Consider the following 20,163-nt stretch of genomic DNA (forward strand, 5'->3'; position numbering starts at 1 on the left):
CTTATCAGAAAGCGGGTTTTTTATGTTTGCCACAATACCGATAAAAAGTTTTGGCTATTTCGCTGTTTTAGTTTTTTGCGATTTGAGCAGCTCTTCTTCAAGGTAATGTATATTTTGAGCCTCATTGACAAAATCTTCATCAGCTAAGATTACATCACGATGCATGGGGATATTGGTCTTAATCCCTTCAATGACAAGCTCATCAAGCGCATGCAACGTCTTTGCAATCGCTTGTTGACGCGTTTGTCCATGACAAATAAGCTTACCAATCAGTGAGTCATAATAGCTAGGAATGTCATATCCAGGGTATAGATGGGAGTCAAAGCGAACACCAGCCCCACTAGGAGTATATAGCTGAGTGACCTTACCCGGGGATGGCATAAAAGTTACTGGGTCTTCAGCATTAATACGACACTCTATCGCATGACCTTGGACTTCAATTTCGCTTTGACGATACGATAAACCGTACCCTGCTGCAATTTTGAGCTGCTCAACGACCACATCAATACCAGTAATCATCTCGGTGATAGTATGCTCAACTTGCACCCGTGTATTCATCTCGATAAAGAAGAATTCGTTGTTTTCGAATAAGAACTCAAAGGTTCCAGCGCCACGATAATTAACCAGTTTACAAGCTTTGACACAAGCTTGTAAAATAGGTTCGCGCACATCATCAGGGATATCAGGAGCAGGAGCTTCTTCTAATACCTTTTGATGACGACGTTGTAGTGAGCAATCACGATCATACAGATGAATAGCATTACCATTACCATCGCCAAGTACTTGAATTTCAACGTGACGTGGGTTTTGTAGGTAGCGTTCCATATAGACTGTATCATCACCAAACCAAAGCTCAGCTTCTTGTCTCGCTGCTTGTACCTGACCGATAAGGTCATCGAAACGCTCAACGACACGCATACCACGACCGCCACCACCGGAAGCCGCTTTAACTATTAGCGGAAAGCCAATATTACGTGCTTGCTCTTCAGCATTGTGCATCGTAACGGCGCCAACTGAACCGGGAACAGTCGGTACGCCTGCTTTTTTCATCGCATTGATAGCAGAAACCTTATTGCCCATCAGACGAATATGATCTGCAGTAGGACCTACGAAGGTTAAGCCAGCTTCTTCAATACGTTCAGCAAATTCAGCATTTTCAGCCAAAAAACCATAACCAGGATGAATGGCGTCAGCACCAGAGATTTCAGCAGCCGTCAAAATAGTATTGATATTTAAGTAGCTTTCGCTAGCATTTGGTTTGCCAATACAGATGGCTTCATCAACGAAGCGTAGATGCATGAGGTTTTCATCAGCGGTGGAGTAGACACCGACAGTCTCGATACCAAGTGCTTTACACGCACGTACGATACGTAGAGCAATCTCACCTCGGTTGGCGATGAGCAGTTTTTTTATCATAGGGTCATCCTTGTCAAAGCGGCGTTGATCAATTCAATCGTTATGGATTATTCATATAGTATGAATATTAACGAGATATTGAGCGTAACAAAGTAAGGTATAGCAGTACAATTAGGCTTTATAGCGTATAACTGGCTGGCCAAACTGTACAACCTCAGAGTTGTCCACTAAGATTTCATCGATGACACCACTTTGAGTGGCCTCAAGCGGATTCATAATCTTCATCGCTTCGATAATACCAAGCGTATCGCCAGCCTGTACTTTTTGGCCAACTTTGGCAAACGGTGGATCGTTAGGGCTAGGAGCAGAATAGAATACTCCAACCATTGGTGAAGTCTCAACGCTACCGGCTTTGACAGCTGCTTTGGCTTCAGTAGCGATAGGTGCTGCACCAACAGTAGGCGCTGCCATCATCGTTGGGGCTGGCGCATCGTAGTGACGGGTTAAACTGATATGCTCATCGTCTGAACTAACTTCTAGATTGACTAGTTCGTTTTCTTCCATGAGGGCGATTAGCGTGCGTATTTTTTCGATATCCATAATTTTAATGATGCCTTTTTCTAAAATTGAAGAAAGAAATAGTGTAACAAAATATTGTGTAATTGATTGCTAATGATACCTATATTCGGCGCAATGAGCAATCAATGTACAGTTGTTAACTGGAATTTTTACATATTTTTGACTTTAAGGCGAGTATTAGTAACATGCGTCTTATTTTTATCGAGCTTTTTTTGACAACATTGAGCTTCTCTTAACAGTCTTTTGATTACTGTTTACGTACTAGATATAGCGTTAAAAGGAAGATCCATTTTATAAAAGGTACGTTGTTCATCATAATCGATGTCGCTAATGAGCGCTAGCATTGGTTACTAGAAGCTACGATAGAAAATTATGCTAGAAAGCTGAAAACCACTCTTAATGTTATCTTAAAAAGCAGTCATTAGCTTGTTATCAAAATAAACAAAACGAATTGTTTAAGCCCACATTGCCGTTAAGCGTTTTTGTTGGTAGCGTAAGCGCAGGGTGAGTAGAATGGAAGATAGGAATAAACCAGTAATCAATGCCATCCAAAACCCTTGTGCACCAACATCTGTAAAACGCACTAGGTAAACCCCCAGTGGCAAAGCGACTACCCAATAGCAGAAAAGCGTTACCCACATCGGTATCGTTGTATCTTGCATTCCGCGTAATATACCGGCTACGTTGACCTGCCAGCCGTCAAACAGCTGATAAGCCAGCGCAAAAATTAACAGGTGCATGGCTTGTGCGCGCAGCTCAAGATTGTCCGTAAACGCTGCAGCCAGTTGTGGTCTGAACAACCATATCCCAAGCATGCAGACAAGAGCAATGAGCACTGTCCAGATAAGTCCCGTTGCTTGTACGTGGCGTAAAGCCAGCAAATTCTTTTCGCCAAAGCGATTAGAGACCATAATAGTCAATGCCATTGCAACCGATATAGGAATCATGAATAGCTGCGAGGTCACCGAAAGAGCGACTTGATGTGACGCTGTGGCTAATTCACCTAATGGACTAATAACCAATGCGCCTAAACTAAATAAGCTGGCCTCAAAGAAGATAGAAAGACCAATTGGAATACCAAGCTTAAGTAGCTTAGTTATTTGCTCACGATTGGGAGCCGTAAAGCTATAGAAGAAACGTGTGCTAGCAAATTGCTGACGTTTAGAAAAAGTAGTATAAGCGCCTAAAAGTAGCACGTTAATCCATAGTACTAATGCCGTTGCAACTCCGCAACCGGCACCGCCCATCTCTGGCATACCAAATAGCCCGTGGATAAAAATATAATTGAGCGGAATATCTGCCAATAGACCAATAATACTAATAACTGTGACTGGTTCAGGTCGACCGAGCGCCTCGCAGTAACTACGCAACACAGCATAAATGGCAAGGGCAGGGAAGCCAAAAGAAACGCCATGCAGATATTGAGTGGCTATCGGTTGGATATTTTCGGGGACGCCCATTATACTTAGGACATTTGGCATCAAATTGACGATAATAAAACCGCAAAGACCGATAACACTAGCCGTCCATATCGACTGTTGAGTGATATGTGGGACTTGGCTGTGTTTGTTTTGCCCTATCGCTTCCCCAATTAGAGGAGTGGTGGCGATTAAAATACCTGTTGCCAATAAGAACAGCGGTAGCCAAATACCAGCGCCAACAGCGACAGCAGCCAAATCGAGCGCTGAGACGCGTCCCGCCATAATGGAGTCAACGACACCCAGTGCGGCTTGGCAAAATTGGGTAATCAAAATCGGTAGCGCCAGCACGCCTAAACGTAAGCTGTAGCTTTTAAAATCTATAAAGGATAATGGCAAAACCATAGTTAGCAACTTTTCATTATTCACGTTGGTTATTGTTAATATTCAAGTACTGCGATCAGTAAATCGTTAGCGAGGCAGTAACATAGGAATCGTGTCGATGATAATACTCCGATAAATAATATGAGCAAGTCTATATAAGCAGAGTATGAAAGAAATGCAGATGCTAAAACAAAAATAACCCGTCAATCTAAGAGATGCATTGACAGGTCAAAAGTAGATAGGATAATAAAGAGCTAGGGTATGATATCAACGCTTAAGAAGCGTCTGACATTTTTTAGAATAATTATAAATTTAACACTATGTTTATACTTCTAAAACCAAAGCCTATAAGGATTCAGGTAAATCTTGTACCACTGCTTGATAAGCAATCAGTTTATTACTCGCATCGAATGCTTGCACGACAATAGCGTAGTTAGTCGAAACATTTGGAATCACAGGCGTAAACCGGGTTTCGTGGTTGGTCAAAACAACATTCTGTACGTAACCGTTAGCACCAGACTCTGCTTTATTGACATCGATTTGACTGACCAATACCTGTTTGGTATTACTTGGATTCTGCCAAGTAACGGTTTTTTGGCTACCATTACCAGTGATGTCGAGCATCATAGTACCCAGCTTATAATCAAGCGCATAGGTGGTAAAGTTAGAACGATCACTGAGGGTATAAGTCACTTTACAGTTATCTTCAGCAGCTGAGAGGGTAGTGCCACCTAGACTATCTTGATACTCAAAACTACCGCGCCATGGTTTACCTGTTTGCTTATCTTCAAAACTACCTGCAAATGTAGTCATTAAGTTTGGCGTTTCAAGATTTAAATCATTGATATATTTTATATCTAAAAATTCTGCTGTATCGAGGCTACCAGTTACCTTACCTGTAATATAATTATCTACCTTAAAGCCTGTATTGACATCGAGTGTGCGGTTTTGTTGGCAAATCTGCTGTTGATAACTAATGCGCCCATCAACACTGCCAGCGCCATCGTTACTAATATCGAAATATATCGCCCCGATATCAATATCGCTATTATCACCATCATTGAGCTCGACGAAGTGACCGACATAGAGACCGCCACGACCACCCTCTGGTGTTAATTTATCTAAGAAATTATCCAATGATTCCTCTGGTAAAAATACAGACTCCAGAATCTCAGCCATACTTTTTTCATCATCAGTCAGCTTGTCTTCGACTTCTTTGACTTTATCTTCCACACGATCGTATTCGTTTTTAACTTGGTCTTCGATACGGTCGTACTCTTCTTTGACTTTATCACCATCGCTGCCACAGGCGCTTAGCGTAAGCCCCAATATACTGACAGTTAATACAGATAGTACGAGTTTGGGTGCGCTCATAAATGAGTCCTAGGATGTGAAAATAGTTTAGACAAAAGAACTAAGGCGTAAATCTAGGGCGTAAATATAGCAAACTTTGATAAGATAGTGATAGAAAAACCTTAAAGTGGTTTTATCTCATATAACTACGTAAAAAACTTGTTTGTTTTTTATATATGCAAATTATATATTGTCGATACAAGCGTTCATTACTCGCACTCATTACTATCTGGCACTAGCTCCAGTGTCTCCGCCATATCTATAATAGCCTGCCAGTGTTTGGGCTCAAGCGGTATAACTGTCAATTGCTCGCAGCCCTTTCTAAGTAGTAATGAATCCTCAAGTGTAGGGATAAATTTCAGTTCAGATAGTGGTAAGGTTTCTTTAAAAGCTTGCTCAAAAGTCACATCGACCATATACCAGCGTGGTTCTTCTTCGGTTGCGATGGGGTCGTAATGCCGATGTTCAGGATGAAACTGGGTCGGATCAGGGTAACCAGCTTGGCTTACGGTCATGATGCCAGCGACGCCAGATGGTTTTGCACTTGAATGATAAAAAAACACCTTATCACCTACCTTCATATCGTCGCGCATAAAGTTACGAGCGCGGTAGTTACGTACGCCGTCCCAACATTCTGTACCCAAACGTTGTAGGTCTTCAATTCCAAAAAAGCTTGGATTAGACTTCATTAGCCAATATGCCATATCGTGTATCCTAATATTTGTCATGTGATATTAAAGCTGTTACGTAGGTTGTTATAAGAGTGTTTGCACGATTTTCTATAACCTGCGCCTTATAAGTAAAGTTTATATATTTTGCCTGTCAGATGGCATTGGTGATAGTAACGTTTGTTGATACAAGCGTTTATGAATAGTTATAGTTAGTTCAATATAAAAAAGACACGTTAATAGAGTAAATTAGTAAAGACAGTGCTTTTCTTTCATGTACGTAGCCGTTATCCTAGCCGTATTTTTTGCGGTTTGCCGCCGCTTTTTATTGAATAAGTTTACGTTATGTCCAGATCTGAGTTCGATAATATTACAACGCCATCTAATGCTACGAGTACTTCTTGTATAGAAGCAATAGTCATACCGTTGGCTCTATACATTCATATTCCGTGGTGTGTGAAAAAATGCCCTTATTGTGATTTTAACTCGCACGAGTTGGGCGCTGATGTACAGTTATCAATGTATGATGAGTACGTAGATGCGCTCTTGCTAGATGCGCAGATGCAGCAGCCTCTAACTCAAGGGCGCCAGATTAGCTCAATATTTATTGGTGGTGGTACACCGTCATTATTACCGATTGTACAATATCAGCGTTTATTTGCAGGTTTACGAGCCTGCTTTGAATTTGCGGATGATATTGAAGTTACCATGGAGGCGAATCCTGGAACTTTGGAACATGCGCCATTCGCTGAGTATCTAAAAGTAGGTATTAATCGCTTATCTATTGGGGTACAGAGCTTCGCTGCTGATAAGTTGCAAACACTTGGACGTATTCACGATCCTAAGCAGGCAACAGCAGCTATTCATGCTGCTCGCGCTGCTGGTTTTGGGCGGGTAAATGTAGACTTAATGCATGGTTTGCCGCAGCAGTCACTCAGCGAGGCATTATATGATATCCAAACAGCGCACGATGCTGGCGCAACGCACATCTCTTGGTATCAGCTGACAATTGAGCCAAATACCGTATTCTATCGCAGTCAGCCTATCTTACCTGATGAAGATAGCTTGGCTGATATTGAGGATGCAGGACAGGCGCTGCTACAGCATCTGGGTTATGATAACTATGAAGTATCAGCATGGGCAGGTGAGTCAGATAAGCCATGTCGACATAATGTCAATTACTGGCAGTTTGGCGATTATTTAGCAATTGGTGCTGGCGCGCACGGTAAAATAACCATAAATGATGGTTCGTTAGATAACAGTGTGTCAGGTTTATCAAAAGATAATGAGACGCTCTTAGAAGCAGGTATTTACCGTTTTAGCAAATCACGCTCTCCGAAAGACTATATGACTTATCAAGATATCCCAAAAATGGTCAATTGGCTGCCAATTGCTGATGATGAGTTGGTCAGTGAGTTTATGCTTAATGCGCTACGTTTATACGATGGAGTGACATGGTCGCTATTTGAATCGAGAACAGGACTGAGCTATGAGAGCATAGCGCTGCAAGTGAATAAGCTAGTCGAGCAAGGCTTATTAATGAATAATACTGAGCTGTTACAACCAACTTTATTAGGTCGTCGCTATTTAAATCAGATATTGCACGCATTTTTATAAGGCTTACATGCTTAACATTTTATATATGTGCTTATAATGACAGTGATTCATCAATTACTGTTATTAAGAATCAAAAAAAGGCTTACCAAATGGCAAGCCCTTCAAACATTTAATCTAAAATGTGAAACTTAGATTTTGTTTTGAACTTCTTGAGCACTACCACTAACAGCGTTACCAGCACTTGATACGTCTTGGCCTAGACCTTTGAAAGTGTTGCAACCAGTTAATACAAACATAGCGGTCAATGATGCGATAATTACTTTTTTCATAATAATGTCCTCAAAGTGAATAGATTCATACGATGGAAGTAGTAACACTAAGCATTTTGGCTAAGTATTACTAACTAGATACAGGATAAAACTGCAAAATCATGATATCAGCCAAACATTGATATAAATGCTGTTCTGATGTCATCAAACTGTCTTGATATCCATTGCAGCCATGATAATCAAAGTTAAAATCTGTGCACAGTATCAAAATGTAATTATTGACAATAAACTGTAACTTTTAATTACGAAAGGTAGCAATCTATTTTACCTATCTGTTATTTGATAAGAGCTAATGAAACATAATTTAAGCGGGTAATAGCCTGTAGATGTCGTGAATAAAATCAATCTTCTCTAACCCTATTTATGGAAAATCTATGACCATTCATATTGTGCTAGTAGCGCCCAAAATGCCTAGCAATACTGGCAATATTATTCGTTTATGTGCCAATAGTGGCGCACAGCTGCATTTAGTGCAGCCATTGGGCTTTGAGCTGGATGATAAAAAGTTGCGACGTGCTGGATTGGATTATCATGAATACGCACACCTGCAAGTACACGCTGATTGGTCGGCAGCGAAGCAGGCGTTACTTGAGTCAGGTTGTCAAGCAATCACAGCGTTGACGACTAAACTTAGTAAACCATTTTATGATTATAATTTCATGGCGCAAACAAATACTAATACCGACAATACACCAACGGTAGCGCCTAGCGTAGCACTGGTTTTTGGTTCTGAAACTGCAGGTCTAGCGGATGATATACGTGAAGATATTGGTGTTGATAACTGGTTAAGATTGCCGATGTTGCCCGACTCCCGCAGTCTTAACTTGTCTAATAGTGTGGCAATATGCCTCTATGAGGTATGGCGGCAGCAAGGCTTTAATGGCGATGAAGGTCGCAGTATTGGCTATGAGACCCTCACTGTCTATGATCCAAAATAGTACTTTATAAAGAAGTGGTTTTTATAAACAGTTAGGCGGCTTTGGTAGGCCAGCCAAGCGATTGACATGACGGGCGACTAAACCAGTATGAAATAATTGCTGCAGTTTTTGGTTGCTGATATCATGATCAGGCAAAGTCTTCTGCAACCATTTAATTAATGGACGGGTAGCTGGCGAGTGATTGAACTTAGCAAAAAAAGCACGTACTTGTTGTAGGATGGCTAGGTGCTCGTCGTTTAGCCTTACATCTAATGTATCTGCCAATTGTTGAGCGATATCAGGTGTCCAAATACTATGGTCACAAAGATGGCCGTCTTGATCTAGAGCGATGTTAGATATAGTAATATTAGATACAGTCATAAGGCGATTGTCACTACTTTATCAAACTGTGGGTCTTGGGTCATGGTTACCCAATCATCATCAGTTAAAACACCAGTTAGCTTGGCGTTTAAGTTTAGCTTGGCAGTCGTGTTGTTACTAAGCTGTGCGACATCATCAGCTAGAGCATAAATGCCAGCGATACCTTCTATATCACTATCACTTAAATAGGCATGAAGCCATTCAATAAAAGCGACAGTCGCGCCTAACAAGATAATGCTGTCACCAGCGCGCCATGTTAGTGCCATTTCTTCTGTGCTGCGCCTGAGTCTATCCATTGTGCTGTGTAATTGGTATAAAGTTGCCATATTAATTTTCCGAATGATTGCAGATAGCAAGTTAGTATCTAGAGAGAGATATCGTTAAAAAGCTAGGATCTGCTCAAAATCTTGTGAGTTAACGACTTCTGGTATTAGCGTAAGCTGCGAGGCCAAGTCACTTGGTACCATTCCTGTAAGCCAACCGCTAAATACATCCTCAGGTAGCCAAGCTGGTGGCATGTCATATAGTTCAAGAGATTGAATCATACCGTGCAAACGAGACTTCGGCTGCATTAATAATCCAAAGACAGGGGCGTCTAAATAAAGCTGTACCTCATGACCGAAAGTTGCAAGCGTCAAGGCGAGGGCACAGCCTTCATAACTTGCCATCTCCGTTGCAGTGCGCAGCTGAATGAGTAATTTCATAGGTTACTTCTCATTATTCATGATTAATATTCGTGCTCAATTGGCACTTAAAACTGTATTAGACGGCAGTTGCCTTGCATCATCATCGCAAGCTCGCTAAGTCCAACTAAATGAAAGCCATCGGCGATATTTTCACCATTCAGCTGATGGCGTGCGCTGTTATCGTTATCACTAATACCGCGACTAAGCGCGGTGCTGACGCATACAGGTAGCGAGAGCTGGTATTGCTTAGCAAGCGCTTGCCATTCTTGAGTTAAGTCGATCTGGTCAGCTGACTGCCAGCGTAAACGATTGGCCATATGCGCCGCGTCAGCATAAAAAAAGACATTTAACGACTGCGTATCGTTTTCAACGACTTCCTGCTCATTATTCTTATCAGCAGGTTGTATTTGTTGCAGCTTTACTTGTTCTAAAAGGGCACGGGCATAACGCAGCGCCAACTGAGCAAGCGGCTGGCTCGGATCAGTAGTAAGTAGGAGTAGCGGGGTAGGTTTGTTAATTGTAGGCATGGTCATATACGTAGTATCGCCAGTTATCGGTTATTATTAATATTGAAAGAAAGATGGTTGAATATAAATAACGAGATTTTATCTCTATTCAGCTTTGCATTTATGTTGATTATCATGCATTTTAGTTGTCTATCTAGTATTCTTCAACATCTTACTATCAAAAGAGTTGTCCCTAGTTTAAGTTTTAAGTATTCATGCTACCATAAAGTTGACCCAGTCAAATGCTGTATGTGTTTTAATAAGCAAACTTATAAAAATACAACGACTTATCTAGTGTGACCATCTCGTAAGAAAAAACTATGAACAATCATGCTTGGTTCAGGTAGTCTTATAGTCCTATGCTGTACGGAGCTCTTATCATTATGTCACCAGCTATGCCATCTAATAAATCTAATAACCAAGGTTATCAGCCCACACCCGAACAGATACAAGTCTTAAGCACTGCAAGTGCTTTTGCCTATCAGATTTGGGAAAGTCGAACGATCTCTTGCCAGACGTTTTTGCGCAGTTATTCACTTAATCAAACGTTGACGCGTCAGCAGATAGATGACCTTATTCAGGATTATACTTTAGATGATAACTATCAGCTTGGTGATGAAACAACAGTGATGAGAGGTCTGCGCAATCTGCGAAATCTATTAATGATGCGCTGGATTTGGCAAGATGCATTGGGAATGATTGAGCTTGAGCAGTTGACTGATGAGCTTTCTGAGCTTGCTGACGGCTGTATTTTATTTGCCAAGGATTATACTTATCAGCATCTAGTCGCCCAATATGGTCAACCGACTTTTATTGATGCAAAAGGTGTAAAGCACATGGACGATATGGCAATTATGGCCATGGGTAAGCTTGGCGCGCATGAACTAAATTTATCGAGCGATATTGATTTAATCTTCGTCCATCAAGCACGTGGCGAGACTGATGGAGATAAGGCACAGGGCACGCGAAGTATTGATAATAAGCGCTTTATGACCCGTCTTGGTCAAGGCATTATTAAGCTCTTGGATAATTGTACGGCAGATGGTTTTGTGTTCCGAGTAGATATGCGTTTGCGTCCATGGGGTGATGGTAGTGATTTGGCTATTCATCTGTCAGCATTACAAAAGTATTTCGCCAATCATGGTCGGGCATGGGAACGTTTTGCTTGGCTAAAAGCACGCGTAGTTGGTCAGATTACGCCGCCGTTTTATGACGAGCTACAGTCGCTCATCAAGCCATTCGTTTTTCGGTATTACGTTGATTATAGTGCCTTTTCAGCGCTGCGTGAGATGAAGTCGCTCATTCAAAACCAAGTCGCACAGCGAGAAGACTTAGATAATATTAAGCTTGGTGCCGGTGGTATTCGTGATATCGAGTTTATTGTACAAGCCTTTCAGCTTATTTATGGCGGTCGTCATCCACAACTGCAGGTTAAGTCATGCCTGCAAGCAATGGAGGCACTATGTGAGCTTGAATATCTTGAGCCTCCTACCTATGAGCAGCTACAGGCGGCTTATCGGTTTTTACGTCGACTTGAGCATGGCATCCAAGCGATTAATGATCAGCAGACCCAGCGCCTGCCACATGATCTACAGTGGCAGCACAATTTGGCCATTACCTTAGGCTTTGAGAATTGGGAAGCATTATTAACAACGCTTAATCATCATCGAGACAATGTAAACGTACCATTTGAACGTATGGTAACTGAACGACAAGTACCAGCTCAAGAAGATAACAAGCTTGAGCCTGTTAATCTTGATGAGCAAATTGCAAAGCTTGACACGGTATTGACAGAACAGAACCGCGCAAAACTAGAAACTTTCTGGCAATCGAAAATGGTAGCCAACCTAAGCGATGAAGCTAGAACGCGTCTAGATGATGCTTATCCAGTAATCATTCATGCTTTGCTTGCGCATCAAGAACAACAGCAGTTGGCCAATAGCGCACTACCGCGCCTGATCGCTTTGCTTGAGGCAATTTGTCGGCGCTCAATCTATCTAGTAATGATTGCAGAAAACCCTAATGCCACGGTTGAGTTGATTCCGATGTTGTCTGCCAGCCCTTGGATTGCCAATGAGCTGGCACGTTATCCTGTGTTACTTGATACCTTTTTACAGCAGCGCTATCGTCATCTGCCGGACAAGCTAGAGCTACACGACATCTTGCGTCAGCGTCTTTTGCGAGTAGAGCCTGATGACGAAGAAGAGTTGCTTAGTGTGTTGCGTTTGTTTAAAAAGAACCAAGTACTGGCCGTTGCGGCTAGTGACGTTTTGGCTGAACGGCCCATTATGAAAGTATCAGACTCCTTGACCTACATTGCAGCCGTCGTGCTAGAAGCCGCACTTGAACGTGCTTTTGCAGAATTGGTCAAGCGTTATGGTTATCCTATCGCTCAAAACGGTGATCCAGTAACCGAAGCGGATTGTGGTTTTGCTATTATTGGTTATGGTAAGCTTGGTGGCCTTGAGCTGTCTTATTCCTCTGATTTAGATTTGGTGTTTTTACACAAGATAAAAGAGCAGGGAATGACGACTGGTGAAAAGTCAGTAAGCGGGATGAAGTTCGCCGCACGCCTGGCTCAAAAGCTCATGACTTATCTCAATACGCAAACGCGTGATGGACGCGCTTATGAGATTGATATGCGTCTGCGACCATCGGGTAATGCAGGTATGATGGTGGTTTCTTGTCATGCCTTTGAGACTTATCAGCGTGAAAAAGCATGGGCTTGGGAGCATCAAGCATTGGTTCGAGCACGGGCAATATGTGGCGACAAACGTGTAACGGCACTTTTCTGTGATATTCGCCGTACAATATTATCACTGCCACGTACGCTTGATGAAGTGCGTACAGAAGTAACAAGTATGCGCATCAAGATGCAAAAGCATCTGGGCACTAGCCAGTGGCAGCAACAAGCAGGCAAGTTCCATCTCAAGCAAGACGCTGGTGGCATCATTGATATTGAGTTTTTAGCGCAATTTGCGGTACTCGCGTATTCGCATGAGTATCCAAGCCTGACTAAGTGGAGCGACAACGTGCGTATCTTTGAAGAGGTCGCGCTGCTTGGCATTTGGGAGGAGCAAGTCTGTCAAGATTTGACAGATGCTTATTTGCGTATTCGCGCTGCCACCCATCAGTTAGCATTGGCTGAGCAATCATTGTTGGTGGATGAGTCATTGTGGACAGAGACGCGTGCGCTGGTGCAAGCTCAGTGGCAACATCTTATGGGTGTTCCCCCAAGAGAAGAGAAATAAGTTTTTCTACCAAAAGTGATATAAACAAAAGCCATGCAGTGACAAACCAAAATATTTCATTTGCTTGGCCTGCCGATGATATAATCATTTGCACACTAATACGGACTCAGTGTAAGCATGCAATTTTAATTAAAATACTTACTTAAAACTCAACAAAAAAGTTAGTCGTCAGTACTAACATAAGGATCTTTACATGAATATGGCAACACAGGAAGGCAAGCTTTGGATGAATGGCACAATGGTTGAACAGCCCGATGCCAAAGTTCATGTACTTACCCATAGTTTGCATTATGGTATGGCTGTGTTTGAAGGCGTACGTGCCTACCAGACCGCTGACAAGCGCACAGCGATTTTCCGTTTAAAAGACCATACCGACCGTCTGCTAGGTTCTGCAAAAATCTTCCAAATGGACGTACCTTTTGATGCCGCTACTTTAGAACAAGCGCATAAAGATGTAGTTAAACAAAATAACTTAGCAGAAGCTTATATTCGTCCACTTATTTGGGTTGGCGCAGAAAAGCTAGGTCTATCTTCGCATGGCAACAGTATCAATGCGATGGTTGCTGCTTGGCATTGGGGCGCTTATTTGGGCGACGAAGGTATCCAAAACGGTATCCGCGTCAAGACATCATCGTACACACATCACTTGCCTAATGTCACGATGTGCAAAGCAAAAGCCTCTAGTAACTATCCAGTATCTATTATGGCAAACCAAGAGGTTACTCGTAATGGTTACGACGAAGCTATCTTGATGGATCCGCAAGGCTATGTCTGTCAAGGTGCAGGTGAGAACTTGTTTTTGGTTAAGAATGGTGAGTTACATACTCCAGATCTAGCTGGTGGTGCACTTGACGGTATCACTCGTCGCACTATTATTCAGTTCGCTGCCGACCTAGGTATTAAAGTTACTGAACGTCGTATCACTCGTGATGAGTTTTATTTAGCAGATGAAATATTTATGACGGGCACGGCTGCTGAAGTAACACCTATCCGTGAATATGATGATCGTACTATTGGTAACGGCGGCCGTGGACCGTTGACTGAGAAATTGCAAACCTTATACTTTGACGTAGTACATGGCCGCAATGAAAAATATATGGATTGGTTAGACTTTATTGATTAATTATCAATTCATTTAAAGAAACTAAAAAGGCTGAACATAATTGTTCAGTCTTTCTTTTATGCTAATATACTCGTCGTATTATTTATTCACCTGATTTAAGCGAGTAGTTTCAATGTCGATAGGTACTAAAACAGTAGATAACAAAAACATTAAGCAAATTATTTGTATTAAATGGGGCACAAAATATGGTGCTGATTATGCTAATAAGCTATATGGTATGGTGTCACGCAACATTACCCCGCCGTTTCGTTTTGTCTGTTTTACCGATGACACAACAGACGTACGTTCAGAGATTGAGTGTCAAGAACTGCCACCTCTAGATGTTACGATGCCAACTAACACCTTAGGTAAATGGCCAAAGTCACGGCTTTGGGGCGAAAAGTTAGGTGATTTATCGGGTACGGTTTTATTTGTAGATTTGGATGTCATTATAGTAGATAGTCTTGATCCATTCTTTGAGTATGGCGAACCAGATGACGTTATTTTATCTTATAATCCAAGTAACCCTCTGGAGCGTCTAGGACAGACATCATGCTTTAGGTTTCAGGTAGGCTCATTGGTATCGCTACAAGAGAAGTTCAAGGCAGATCCACAAGGAATCGCTGACGAGTATCGTTTTGAACAGCGCTTCGTGACGCGTAATGCACCAGGCGGTGTAGAACTATTTCCAAAGGCATGGGTGGCACACTTTAGACGTAAATGCCGTCAGCCATTTCCGCTTAATTATATTAAGGAGCCAAAGATTCCTAAAGGTGCTCGTATCGTCATCTTCCCAGGTGATTTATATCCTACGCACGCTATTGAAGGTAGATACAATAAAAATGCTGCCAATAATGCTAAAGATCATTTAAAAAGACTCACTGAGCCCAAAAATCTAAAAAGTCCATTACGTCATTTACGTCATTTTATCTTGCCAGTAGGCTGGATTGAAAAGTATTGGAAGGAATAGTTAGATATTACTCCTGAAAATATCAAGTTAATTATCAATTTGCTAATAAGTTATAAAATATGAACCAACATCCTAAAATAGCTGTGCTTATTATTAGTAATCTTAGAGGAGGCGGTGCAGAGCGCTCTGTACTTACTCTAGGACAAGGATTCTATGAGTTAGGTTACGAGGTTCACGTCCTAAGGTTCAAAACTATAGCAGAGTATGACCTTAATCCAAATTTAAACTATCATGTATTTAACTTGAAACCCTATCGAATAATCCCAAAAGGACAGATTCGTCATCAGTTATTTGCACGTGCAGTTGATAAGTACATTTCAAGTAAAATAGGGCAGGCAGATATTGTTCTATCTAATCTAGAACCTTCTGATAGAGTTATGGTCTATAGTAAATTACCTCATGTTATGTATGTGATCAGAAATAATACCTCTCATAGATTTGGATTAATTAACAACCCTAAAGCTAAAGATAAAATTAGAAAGTTGCAAAAAATATATGAAAAACATCCCTGTATCTGTATTTCAAAAGGGGTTGAGAATGATTTACGAGCTAATTTAGGTTCTAATATCATTACTACTACAATTTACAATCCTTTTGACAAAAGCGCTATTGAACAACTAGGTAACGAGACGCTTAGTTGCTCTCATGAAGTGCTCAAATCTAAACAATATCTTTTGCATGTTGGGAGCTTTAAACCTCAAAAAGCCCATGATGTCCTGCTCAAAGCTTACGCAGAATCATCTAGATTATATCCTCTAGCATTGTTAGGACAAGGTCAATTACTTGACCAAACTAAAGAATTGGCCGAAAGCTTAGGTATCGCTGATAGGGTAGTGTTTTTAGGGTTTGATAAAAACCCTTATCCCTTTATGAAACATGCAAAAGGATTGGTTTTATCGTCACATTTTGAGGGTTTTGGACGTGTAATAGTGGAATCATTGGCTTTAAAAACTCCAGTGGTGAGCACCGACTGTCCGTCAGGACCAAATGAGCTACTACCTGTTCAAAATCTTGTACCTGTAGATGATGTACCTGCTCTAGCGAATAAAATGACAGCATTGATGGCAGAGCCACAGAAATTTGCAGTTAGATTTGATGAACAGTTTTTACCTAAGAATATTGCTCAGCAATATGTTGATTACTTAGATGCTAAGTAGTTTCTTAAGACGTAAACAGTTATGACAATAAAAGTAAATATATTTGTAAAAAGAGCAGAGGAAGTTATAGGTTTTTTAGCGTAAAAATTCTACTTACTCGTGACATTAAAACTCAGTTAACAAGGTTTTTCATGAGTAACAATATTATAGAAAAACAAGAAAGTAGTGACAAAATGGTTCAAAAAAAGGTATTACTTGTCATTAACTGTCTACAAGGTGGAGGTGCAGAGCGCTCCGTCCTTACTTTGGGACAAGGCTTCTATGAGCTGGGTTATGAAGTACATGTGTTGAGATTCAAGCCCCTCGTAGAGTATGATCTCAATCCAAATCTAATCTATCATGTGCTACGATCTAAGCCATATAAATTAATACCAAATACGCAACTTCGCTATCAGTTGTTTGCACGTACTGTTGATAGGTATATTCTAAGTAATATAGGTCAGCCAGATATTATTTTATCTAACCTTATACCTTCAGACCGAGTTATGGTCCATAGTAAATTACCTAACCTTATGTATGTTATTAGAAATACGATTTCTAATAAATTTGAATTAAACAACCATTCTGAAGTTAATAAAGTTAAAAAGCTACAGAATATTTATGGGAAGCATCCTTGCGTCTGTGTTTCAAGAGGTGTCGAGAAGGATTTGCAAGCCAGTTTGGGTTCGTGTATTTCTAGCACCACAATTTATAATGCGTTTGACAAAGAGTTAATTGAGAAGCTGGCTAGCGAGCCACTCAACTTGCAGCATGAAGCACTAAGATCAAATCAATATCTTTTGCATGTAGGTAGCTTTAAACCTGAAAAAGCCCATGATGTGCTATTAAATGCCTATGCTCAATCATCTATGGCATATCCTCTAGTGTTACTGGGTAAAGGAAAAATGCTTGACCAAACGAGAGCGTTGGCTAAAAAATTAGGAATTTCTGATAAAGTTATATTTTTAGGGTTCAACAAAAATCCTTATCCCTTTATGAAAGATGCAAAGGGATTTGTGCTATCCTCACGCTCCGAAGGCTTCGTTAGAGTTATACCCGAGGCAATGGCTCTGAACGCTCCAGTGATAAGTACTAACTGTCAGTCAGGTCCAAGTGAGATGTTACCGATTTATAATCTTGTACCTGTAGATGATGTACCTGCTCTAGCGAATAAAATGACAGCATTGATGGCAGAGCCGCAGAAATTTGTAGTTAGCTTTGATGAACAGTTCCTACCTAAAAATATTGCTCAGCAATATATCGACTACATGGCTTCTTAGTGAAATTTTATAAAGCATAACTGAAAACAGTTAGAGCGTATATGCAGGTAGTAGGCTAAGTAAAACGTGAAGATTCTTTACTTAAACTGAGTAATATTGTTTGTACCACGCGACAAATCTTGCAATTCCATCTTCAATATTGGTTTCAGGCTTAAAGCCAACGTCACTTATAAGCTCATTTATATCCGCATAGGTAATCGGTACATCACCTGGCTGCATTGGCAATAAGTTTTCTTTGGCTTTTTTACCACAGGCGTTTTCAATTGCTGTAATAAAACGGCGCAAAGTAATAGGCTGATTATTACCGATGTTATAAATTTTATATGGCGCATTTGCTGTGGTTATGGAAGAGGTCTGAGGAGAAGGAGTCTTATCTATTATACGGACGATACCTTCTACAATATCATCAATGTAGGTAAAGTCGCGTTGCATCTCGCCATTGTTAAATACATCAATTTCTTCACCAGCTAATATCTTTTTAGTGAAGGAAAAATAAGCCATATCAGGTCGACCATAAGGACCATAAACCGTAAAGAAGCGTAAACCAGTCGTAGGAAGGTTATATAAATGGCTGTAGGAATGTGCCATTAATTCGTTAGATTTTTTCGTGGCTGCATATAAGCTGATAGGAAAATCAACACAATCAGCAGTTGTAAATGGCTGCTTTATATTCATACCATAAATAGAACTAGAGCTGGCATATATCAAGTGCTTAACGTTAGTGTGTCTGCATCCTTCAAGAACATTCAAAAATCCCACCACGTTTGAGTCAATATAGGCATTTGGATTTTCAATAGAATATCGTACACCAGCTTGAGCCCCAAGATTGATGACAATATCAAATTTATAGTTAGAGAAGAGAGTAGACATTGCCTCACGATCGGCAAGATCTAGCTTAATAAATGTAAATATATCTGCTGATGAGTTTTCACCTAGCATTTTTATGCGATCATTTTTCAAATCTACATCATAGTAGTTATTGATGTTATCAATACCAACAATAAAGTAGTTCTTATCTAATAATTTTCTTATGAGATGAAAACCGATAAAACCTGCTGCACCAGTTACTAAGATTTTCATTAATCGCTCCCAAATAAATCTCGAGTAAATACTTTGTGCGAGACATCTTGTATATCGGATGACAACCGATTTGCGACAATGACATCACTCATCGCTTTAAATTCTGCCAAATCCTCTATCACGCGCGAATTAAAGAAATCCTTTTCTTTTAAGACAGGTTCATAGACAACAACCTCAATACCTTTTGCTTTAATACGTTTCATAATTCCTTGAATAGCAGAGGCTCTAAAGTTATCCGAACCGCTTTTCATTACCAGCCGATGCACTCCAACGATTTTCGGTTTTCTTTCGATAATTTTATCAGCGATAAAGTCTTTACGAGTTCCATTAGAGTCAACGATGGCTTTAATAAGATTGCTTGGCACTTCATCGTAATTCGCTAATAGTTGCTTGGTATCTTTTGGCAAGCAATAACCGCCATAACCAAATGATGGATTGTTGTAATGATCACCTATACGAGGATCTAAACCAACCCCTTCAATAATTTGTTTGGTTTCTAGTCCAAATATCTGTGCATAAGTATCCAATTCATTAAAATACGCAACACGCATTGCTAAATAGGTATTTGAGAATAGTTTGATAGCTTCGGCTTCAGTAGATTTAGTGAAGAGTTGTGGCACATCTTTTCTTATAGCTCCCTCAAGCAATAAATCTGCAAACAGTTGAGCACGTTTGGACTGTTCGCCAACGACGATTCTTGAAGGATAAAGATTGTCGTACAAGGCTTTCCCTTCTCTTAGAAATTCAGGAGAAAAAATAATGTTCTCTGTTGAATAACGTTTTCTTGCTTCACTAGTATATCCAACTGGTACGGTTGATTTAATAATGATTAAGGCTTTCTGATTTACTGAAATGACTTGCTCGATAACATCTTCTACACTACTAGTGTTGAAATAATTAGTTTTCGAATCGTAATCAGTAGGCGTAGCAATAATAATGAAGTCAGCGTCTTTATAGGCGTTTTTAGCATTTAAGGTCGCTGTAAAATCAATATTTTTGTTCAACAAAAAATCTTCGATATCTTTATCTTCGATAGGAGATTTTTTTGAATTGAGCAGTTCAATTCTTTCGGGGACAACGTCAACTGCAATCACTTTATTATGTTGAGCAAGCAACATAGCATTTGATAAGCCTACGTAGCCTGTACCTACTACTGTTATTTTCATAAAAAATCCAAATATACATTTAATTTATTATTCTAGGTTTGTTT

19 protein-coding genes are annotated in these 20,163 nt (G+C 40.5%); 7 read left to right on the forward strand and 12 right to left on the reverse strand.

Translation table 11 applies throughout. The features are described from left to right. Positions 1 to 54 precede the first annotated feature (54 nt). The 5 genes from accC to ACTQ9S_RS00025 all read right to left on the reverse strand — a co-directional run bounded on the left by accC (position 55) and on the right by ACTQ9S_RS00025 (position 5,794). A complete protein-coding gene (accC, locus tag ACTQ9S_RS00005; protein WP_068035575.1) occupies positions 55 to 1,416 on the reverse strand; it encodes an acetyl-CoA carboxylase biotin carboxylase subunit in 1,362 nt (453 codons plus the stop codon). Positions 1,417 to 1,527: 111 nt separating this feature from the next. Then, positions 1,528 to 1,956 carry an acetyl-CoA carboxylase biotin carboxyl carrier protein gene (gene accB / locus ACTQ9S_RS00010; protein WP_068035577.1) on the reverse strand — a complete coding sequence of 143 codons (429 nt, stop codon included), beginning with the start codon at positions 1,954 to 1,956 and terminating at the stop codon, positions 1,528 to 1,530. Positions 1,957 to 2,390: 434 nt separating this feature from the next. Beyond that, on the reverse strand, positions 2,391 to 3,758 hold the full coding sequence (locus ACTQ9S_RS00015) for an MATE family efflux transporter (RefSeq protein WP_068035579.1): 1,368 nt from the start codon (positions 3,756 to 3,758) through the stop codon (positions 2,391 to 2,393). Positions 3,759 to 4,082: 324 nt separating this feature from the next. After that, complete coding sequence (locus ACTQ9S_RS00020; protein WP_440453135.1) at positions 4,083 to 5,111, reverse strand: hypothetical protein; 1,029 nt, start codon at positions 5,109 to 5,111, stop codon at positions 4,083 to 4,085. A gap of 188 nt (positions 5,112 to 5,299) precedes the next feature. Beyond that, a complete protein-coding gene (locus ACTQ9S_RS00025; protein ID WP_068327428.1) occupies positions 5,300 to 5,794 on the reverse strand; it encodes an EVE domain-containing protein in 495 nt (164 codons plus the stop codon). Between the two features lie 309 nt (positions 5,795 to 6,103). Here ACTQ9S_RS00025 and hemW point away from each other — a divergent pair, with 309 nt between their 5' ends. Next, positions 6,104 to 7,375, forward strand: coding sequence for a radical SAM family heme chaperone HemW (hemW, locus tag ACTQ9S_RS00030; protein ID WP_440453137.1), 1,272 nt, complete (start codon positions 6,104 to 6,106; stop codon positions 7,373 to 7,375). Between the two features lie 128 nt (positions 7,376 to 7,503). Here hemW and ACTQ9S_RS00035 read toward each other — a convergent pair whose 3' ends face one another. After that, positions 7,504 to 7,644 carry an entericidin A/B family lipoprotein gene (locus ACTQ9S_RS00035; RefSeq protein ID WP_068035587.1) on the reverse strand — a complete coding sequence of 47 codons (141 nt, stop codon included), beginning with the start codon at positions 7,642 to 7,644 and terminating at the stop codon, positions 7,504 to 7,506. A gap of 374 nt (positions 7,645 to 8,018) precedes the next feature. Here ACTQ9S_RS00035 and ACTQ9S_RS00040 point away from each other — a divergent pair, with 374 nt between their 5' ends. After that, positions 8,019 to 8,582: a tRNA (cytidine(34)-2'-O)-methyltransferase gene (locus tag ACTQ9S_RS00040; RefSeq protein WP_440453139.1), complete on the forward strand. Its 564-nt coding sequence runs from the start codon at positions 8,019 to 8,021 to the stop codon at positions 8,580 to 8,582. 21 nt (positions 8,583 to 8,603) lie between these two features. On the opposite strand, the gene ACTQ9S_RS00045 is transcribed toward ACTQ9S_RS00040, so the two are convergent. The 4 genes from ACTQ9S_RS00045 to tusD are packed head-to-tail and all read right to left on the reverse strand — an operon-like array spanning position 8,604 to position 10,146. Further along, the gene (locus tag ACTQ9S_RS00045; protein ID WP_068035591.1) at positions 8,604 to 8,942 is read right to left on the reverse strand and encodes a TusE/DsrC/DsvC family sulfur relay protein; all 339 of its coding nucleotides are present in this window, start codon (positions 8,940 to 8,942) and stop codon (positions 8,604 to 8,606) included. After that, positions 8,939 to 9,268: a hypothetical protein gene (locus ACTQ9S_RS00050; protein WP_350656268.1), complete on the reverse strand. Its 330-nt coding sequence runs from the start codon at positions 9,266 to 9,268 to the stop codon at positions 8,939 to 8,941. Before ACTQ9S_RS00050 ends, ACTQ9S_RS00045 begins: the two co-directional genes overlap by 4 nt. Before the next feature lie 54 nt (positions 9,269 to 9,322). Then, complete coding sequence (locus ACTQ9S_RS00055) at positions 9,323 to 9,646, reverse strand: hypothetical protein (protein WP_350656270.1); 324 nt, start codon at positions 9,644 to 9,646, stop codon at positions 9,323 to 9,325. A 47-nt stretch (positions 9,647 to 9,693) separates the two neighbouring features. Next, positions 9,694 to 10,146 carry a sulfurtransferase complex subunit TusD gene (gene tusD, locus ACTQ9S_RS00060; protein ID WP_440453659.1) on the reverse strand — a complete coding sequence of 151 codons (453 nt, stop codon included), beginning with the start codon at positions 10,144 to 10,146 and terminating at the stop codon, positions 9,694 to 9,696. Between the two features lie 371 nt (positions 10,147 to 10,517). Between tusD and glnE the strand changes: the two genes are divergently transcribed. The 5 genes from glnE (at position 10,518) to ACTQ9S_RS00085 (ending at position 17,873) form a co-directional block, all read left to right on the forward strand. Next, positions 10,518 to 13,385 carry a bifunctional [glutamate--ammonia ligase]-adenylyl-L-tyrosine phosphorylase/[glutamate--ammonia-ligase] adenylyltransferase gene (gene glnE / locus ACTQ9S_RS00065; protein ID WP_068327451.1) on the forward strand — a complete coding sequence of 956 codons (2,868 nt, stop codon included), beginning with the start codon at positions 10,518 to 10,520 and terminating at the stop codon, positions 13,383 to 13,385. Between the two features lie 193 nt (positions 13,386 to 13,578). Next, on the forward strand, positions 13,579 to 14,508 hold the full coding sequence (locus ACTQ9S_RS00070) for a branched-chain amino acid transaminase (RefSeq protein ID WP_440453141.1): 930 nt from the start codon (positions 13,579 to 13,581) through the stop codon (positions 14,506 to 14,508). A 112-nt stretch (positions 14,509 to 14,620) separates the two neighbouring features. Further along, entirely contained in the window at positions 14,621 to 15,457 is an 837-nt protein-coding gene (locus ACTQ9S_RS00075; RefSeq protein WP_440453142.1) for a glycosyl transferase, read from the forward strand. Between the two features lie 59 nt (positions 15,458 to 15,516). Continuing rightward, positions 15,517 to 16,614 carry a glycosyltransferase gene (locus tag ACTQ9S_RS00080; RefSeq protein WP_350656274.1) on the forward strand — a complete coding sequence of 366 codons (1,098 nt, stop codon included), beginning with the start codon at positions 15,517 to 15,519 and terminating at the stop codon, positions 16,612 to 16,614. A gap of 131 nt (positions 16,615 to 16,745) precedes the next feature. Continuing rightward, entirely contained in the window at positions 16,746 to 17,873 is a 1,128-nt protein-coding gene (locus ACTQ9S_RS00085) for a glycosyltransferase (RefSeq protein WP_440453144.1), read from the forward strand. An 81-nt stretch (positions 17,874 to 17,954) separates the two neighbouring features. Here the strand turns inward: ACTQ9S_RS00085 and ACTQ9S_RS00090 are convergent, their stop codons facing one another. Together ACTQ9S_RS00090 and ACTQ9S_RS00095 are read right to left on the reverse strand one after the other, a co-directional pair. Beyond that, positions 17,955 to 18,953 (reverse strand): NAD-dependent epimerase, encoded by a 999-nt coding sequence (locus tag ACTQ9S_RS00090; protein WP_350656276.1) that lies wholly within the window; start codon positions 18,951 to 18,953, stop codon positions 17,955 to 17,957. Beyond that, positions 18,953 to 20,119 (reverse strand): nucleotide sugar dehydrogenase, encoded by a 1,167-nt coding sequence (locus ACTQ9S_RS00095; RefSeq protein ID WP_068035614.1) that lies wholly within the window; start codon positions 20,117 to 20,119, stop codon positions 18,953 to 18,955. Before ACTQ9S_RS00095 ends, ACTQ9S_RS00090 begins: the two co-directional genes overlap by 1 nt. Positions 20,120 to 20,163: the final 44 nt, after the last annotated feature.

The organism is Psychrobacter sp. ASPA161_9 (genome assembly GCF_051970275.1).
Lineage (GTDB): Bacteria > Pseudomonadota > Gammaproteobacteria > Pseudomonadales > Moraxellaceae > Psychrobacter.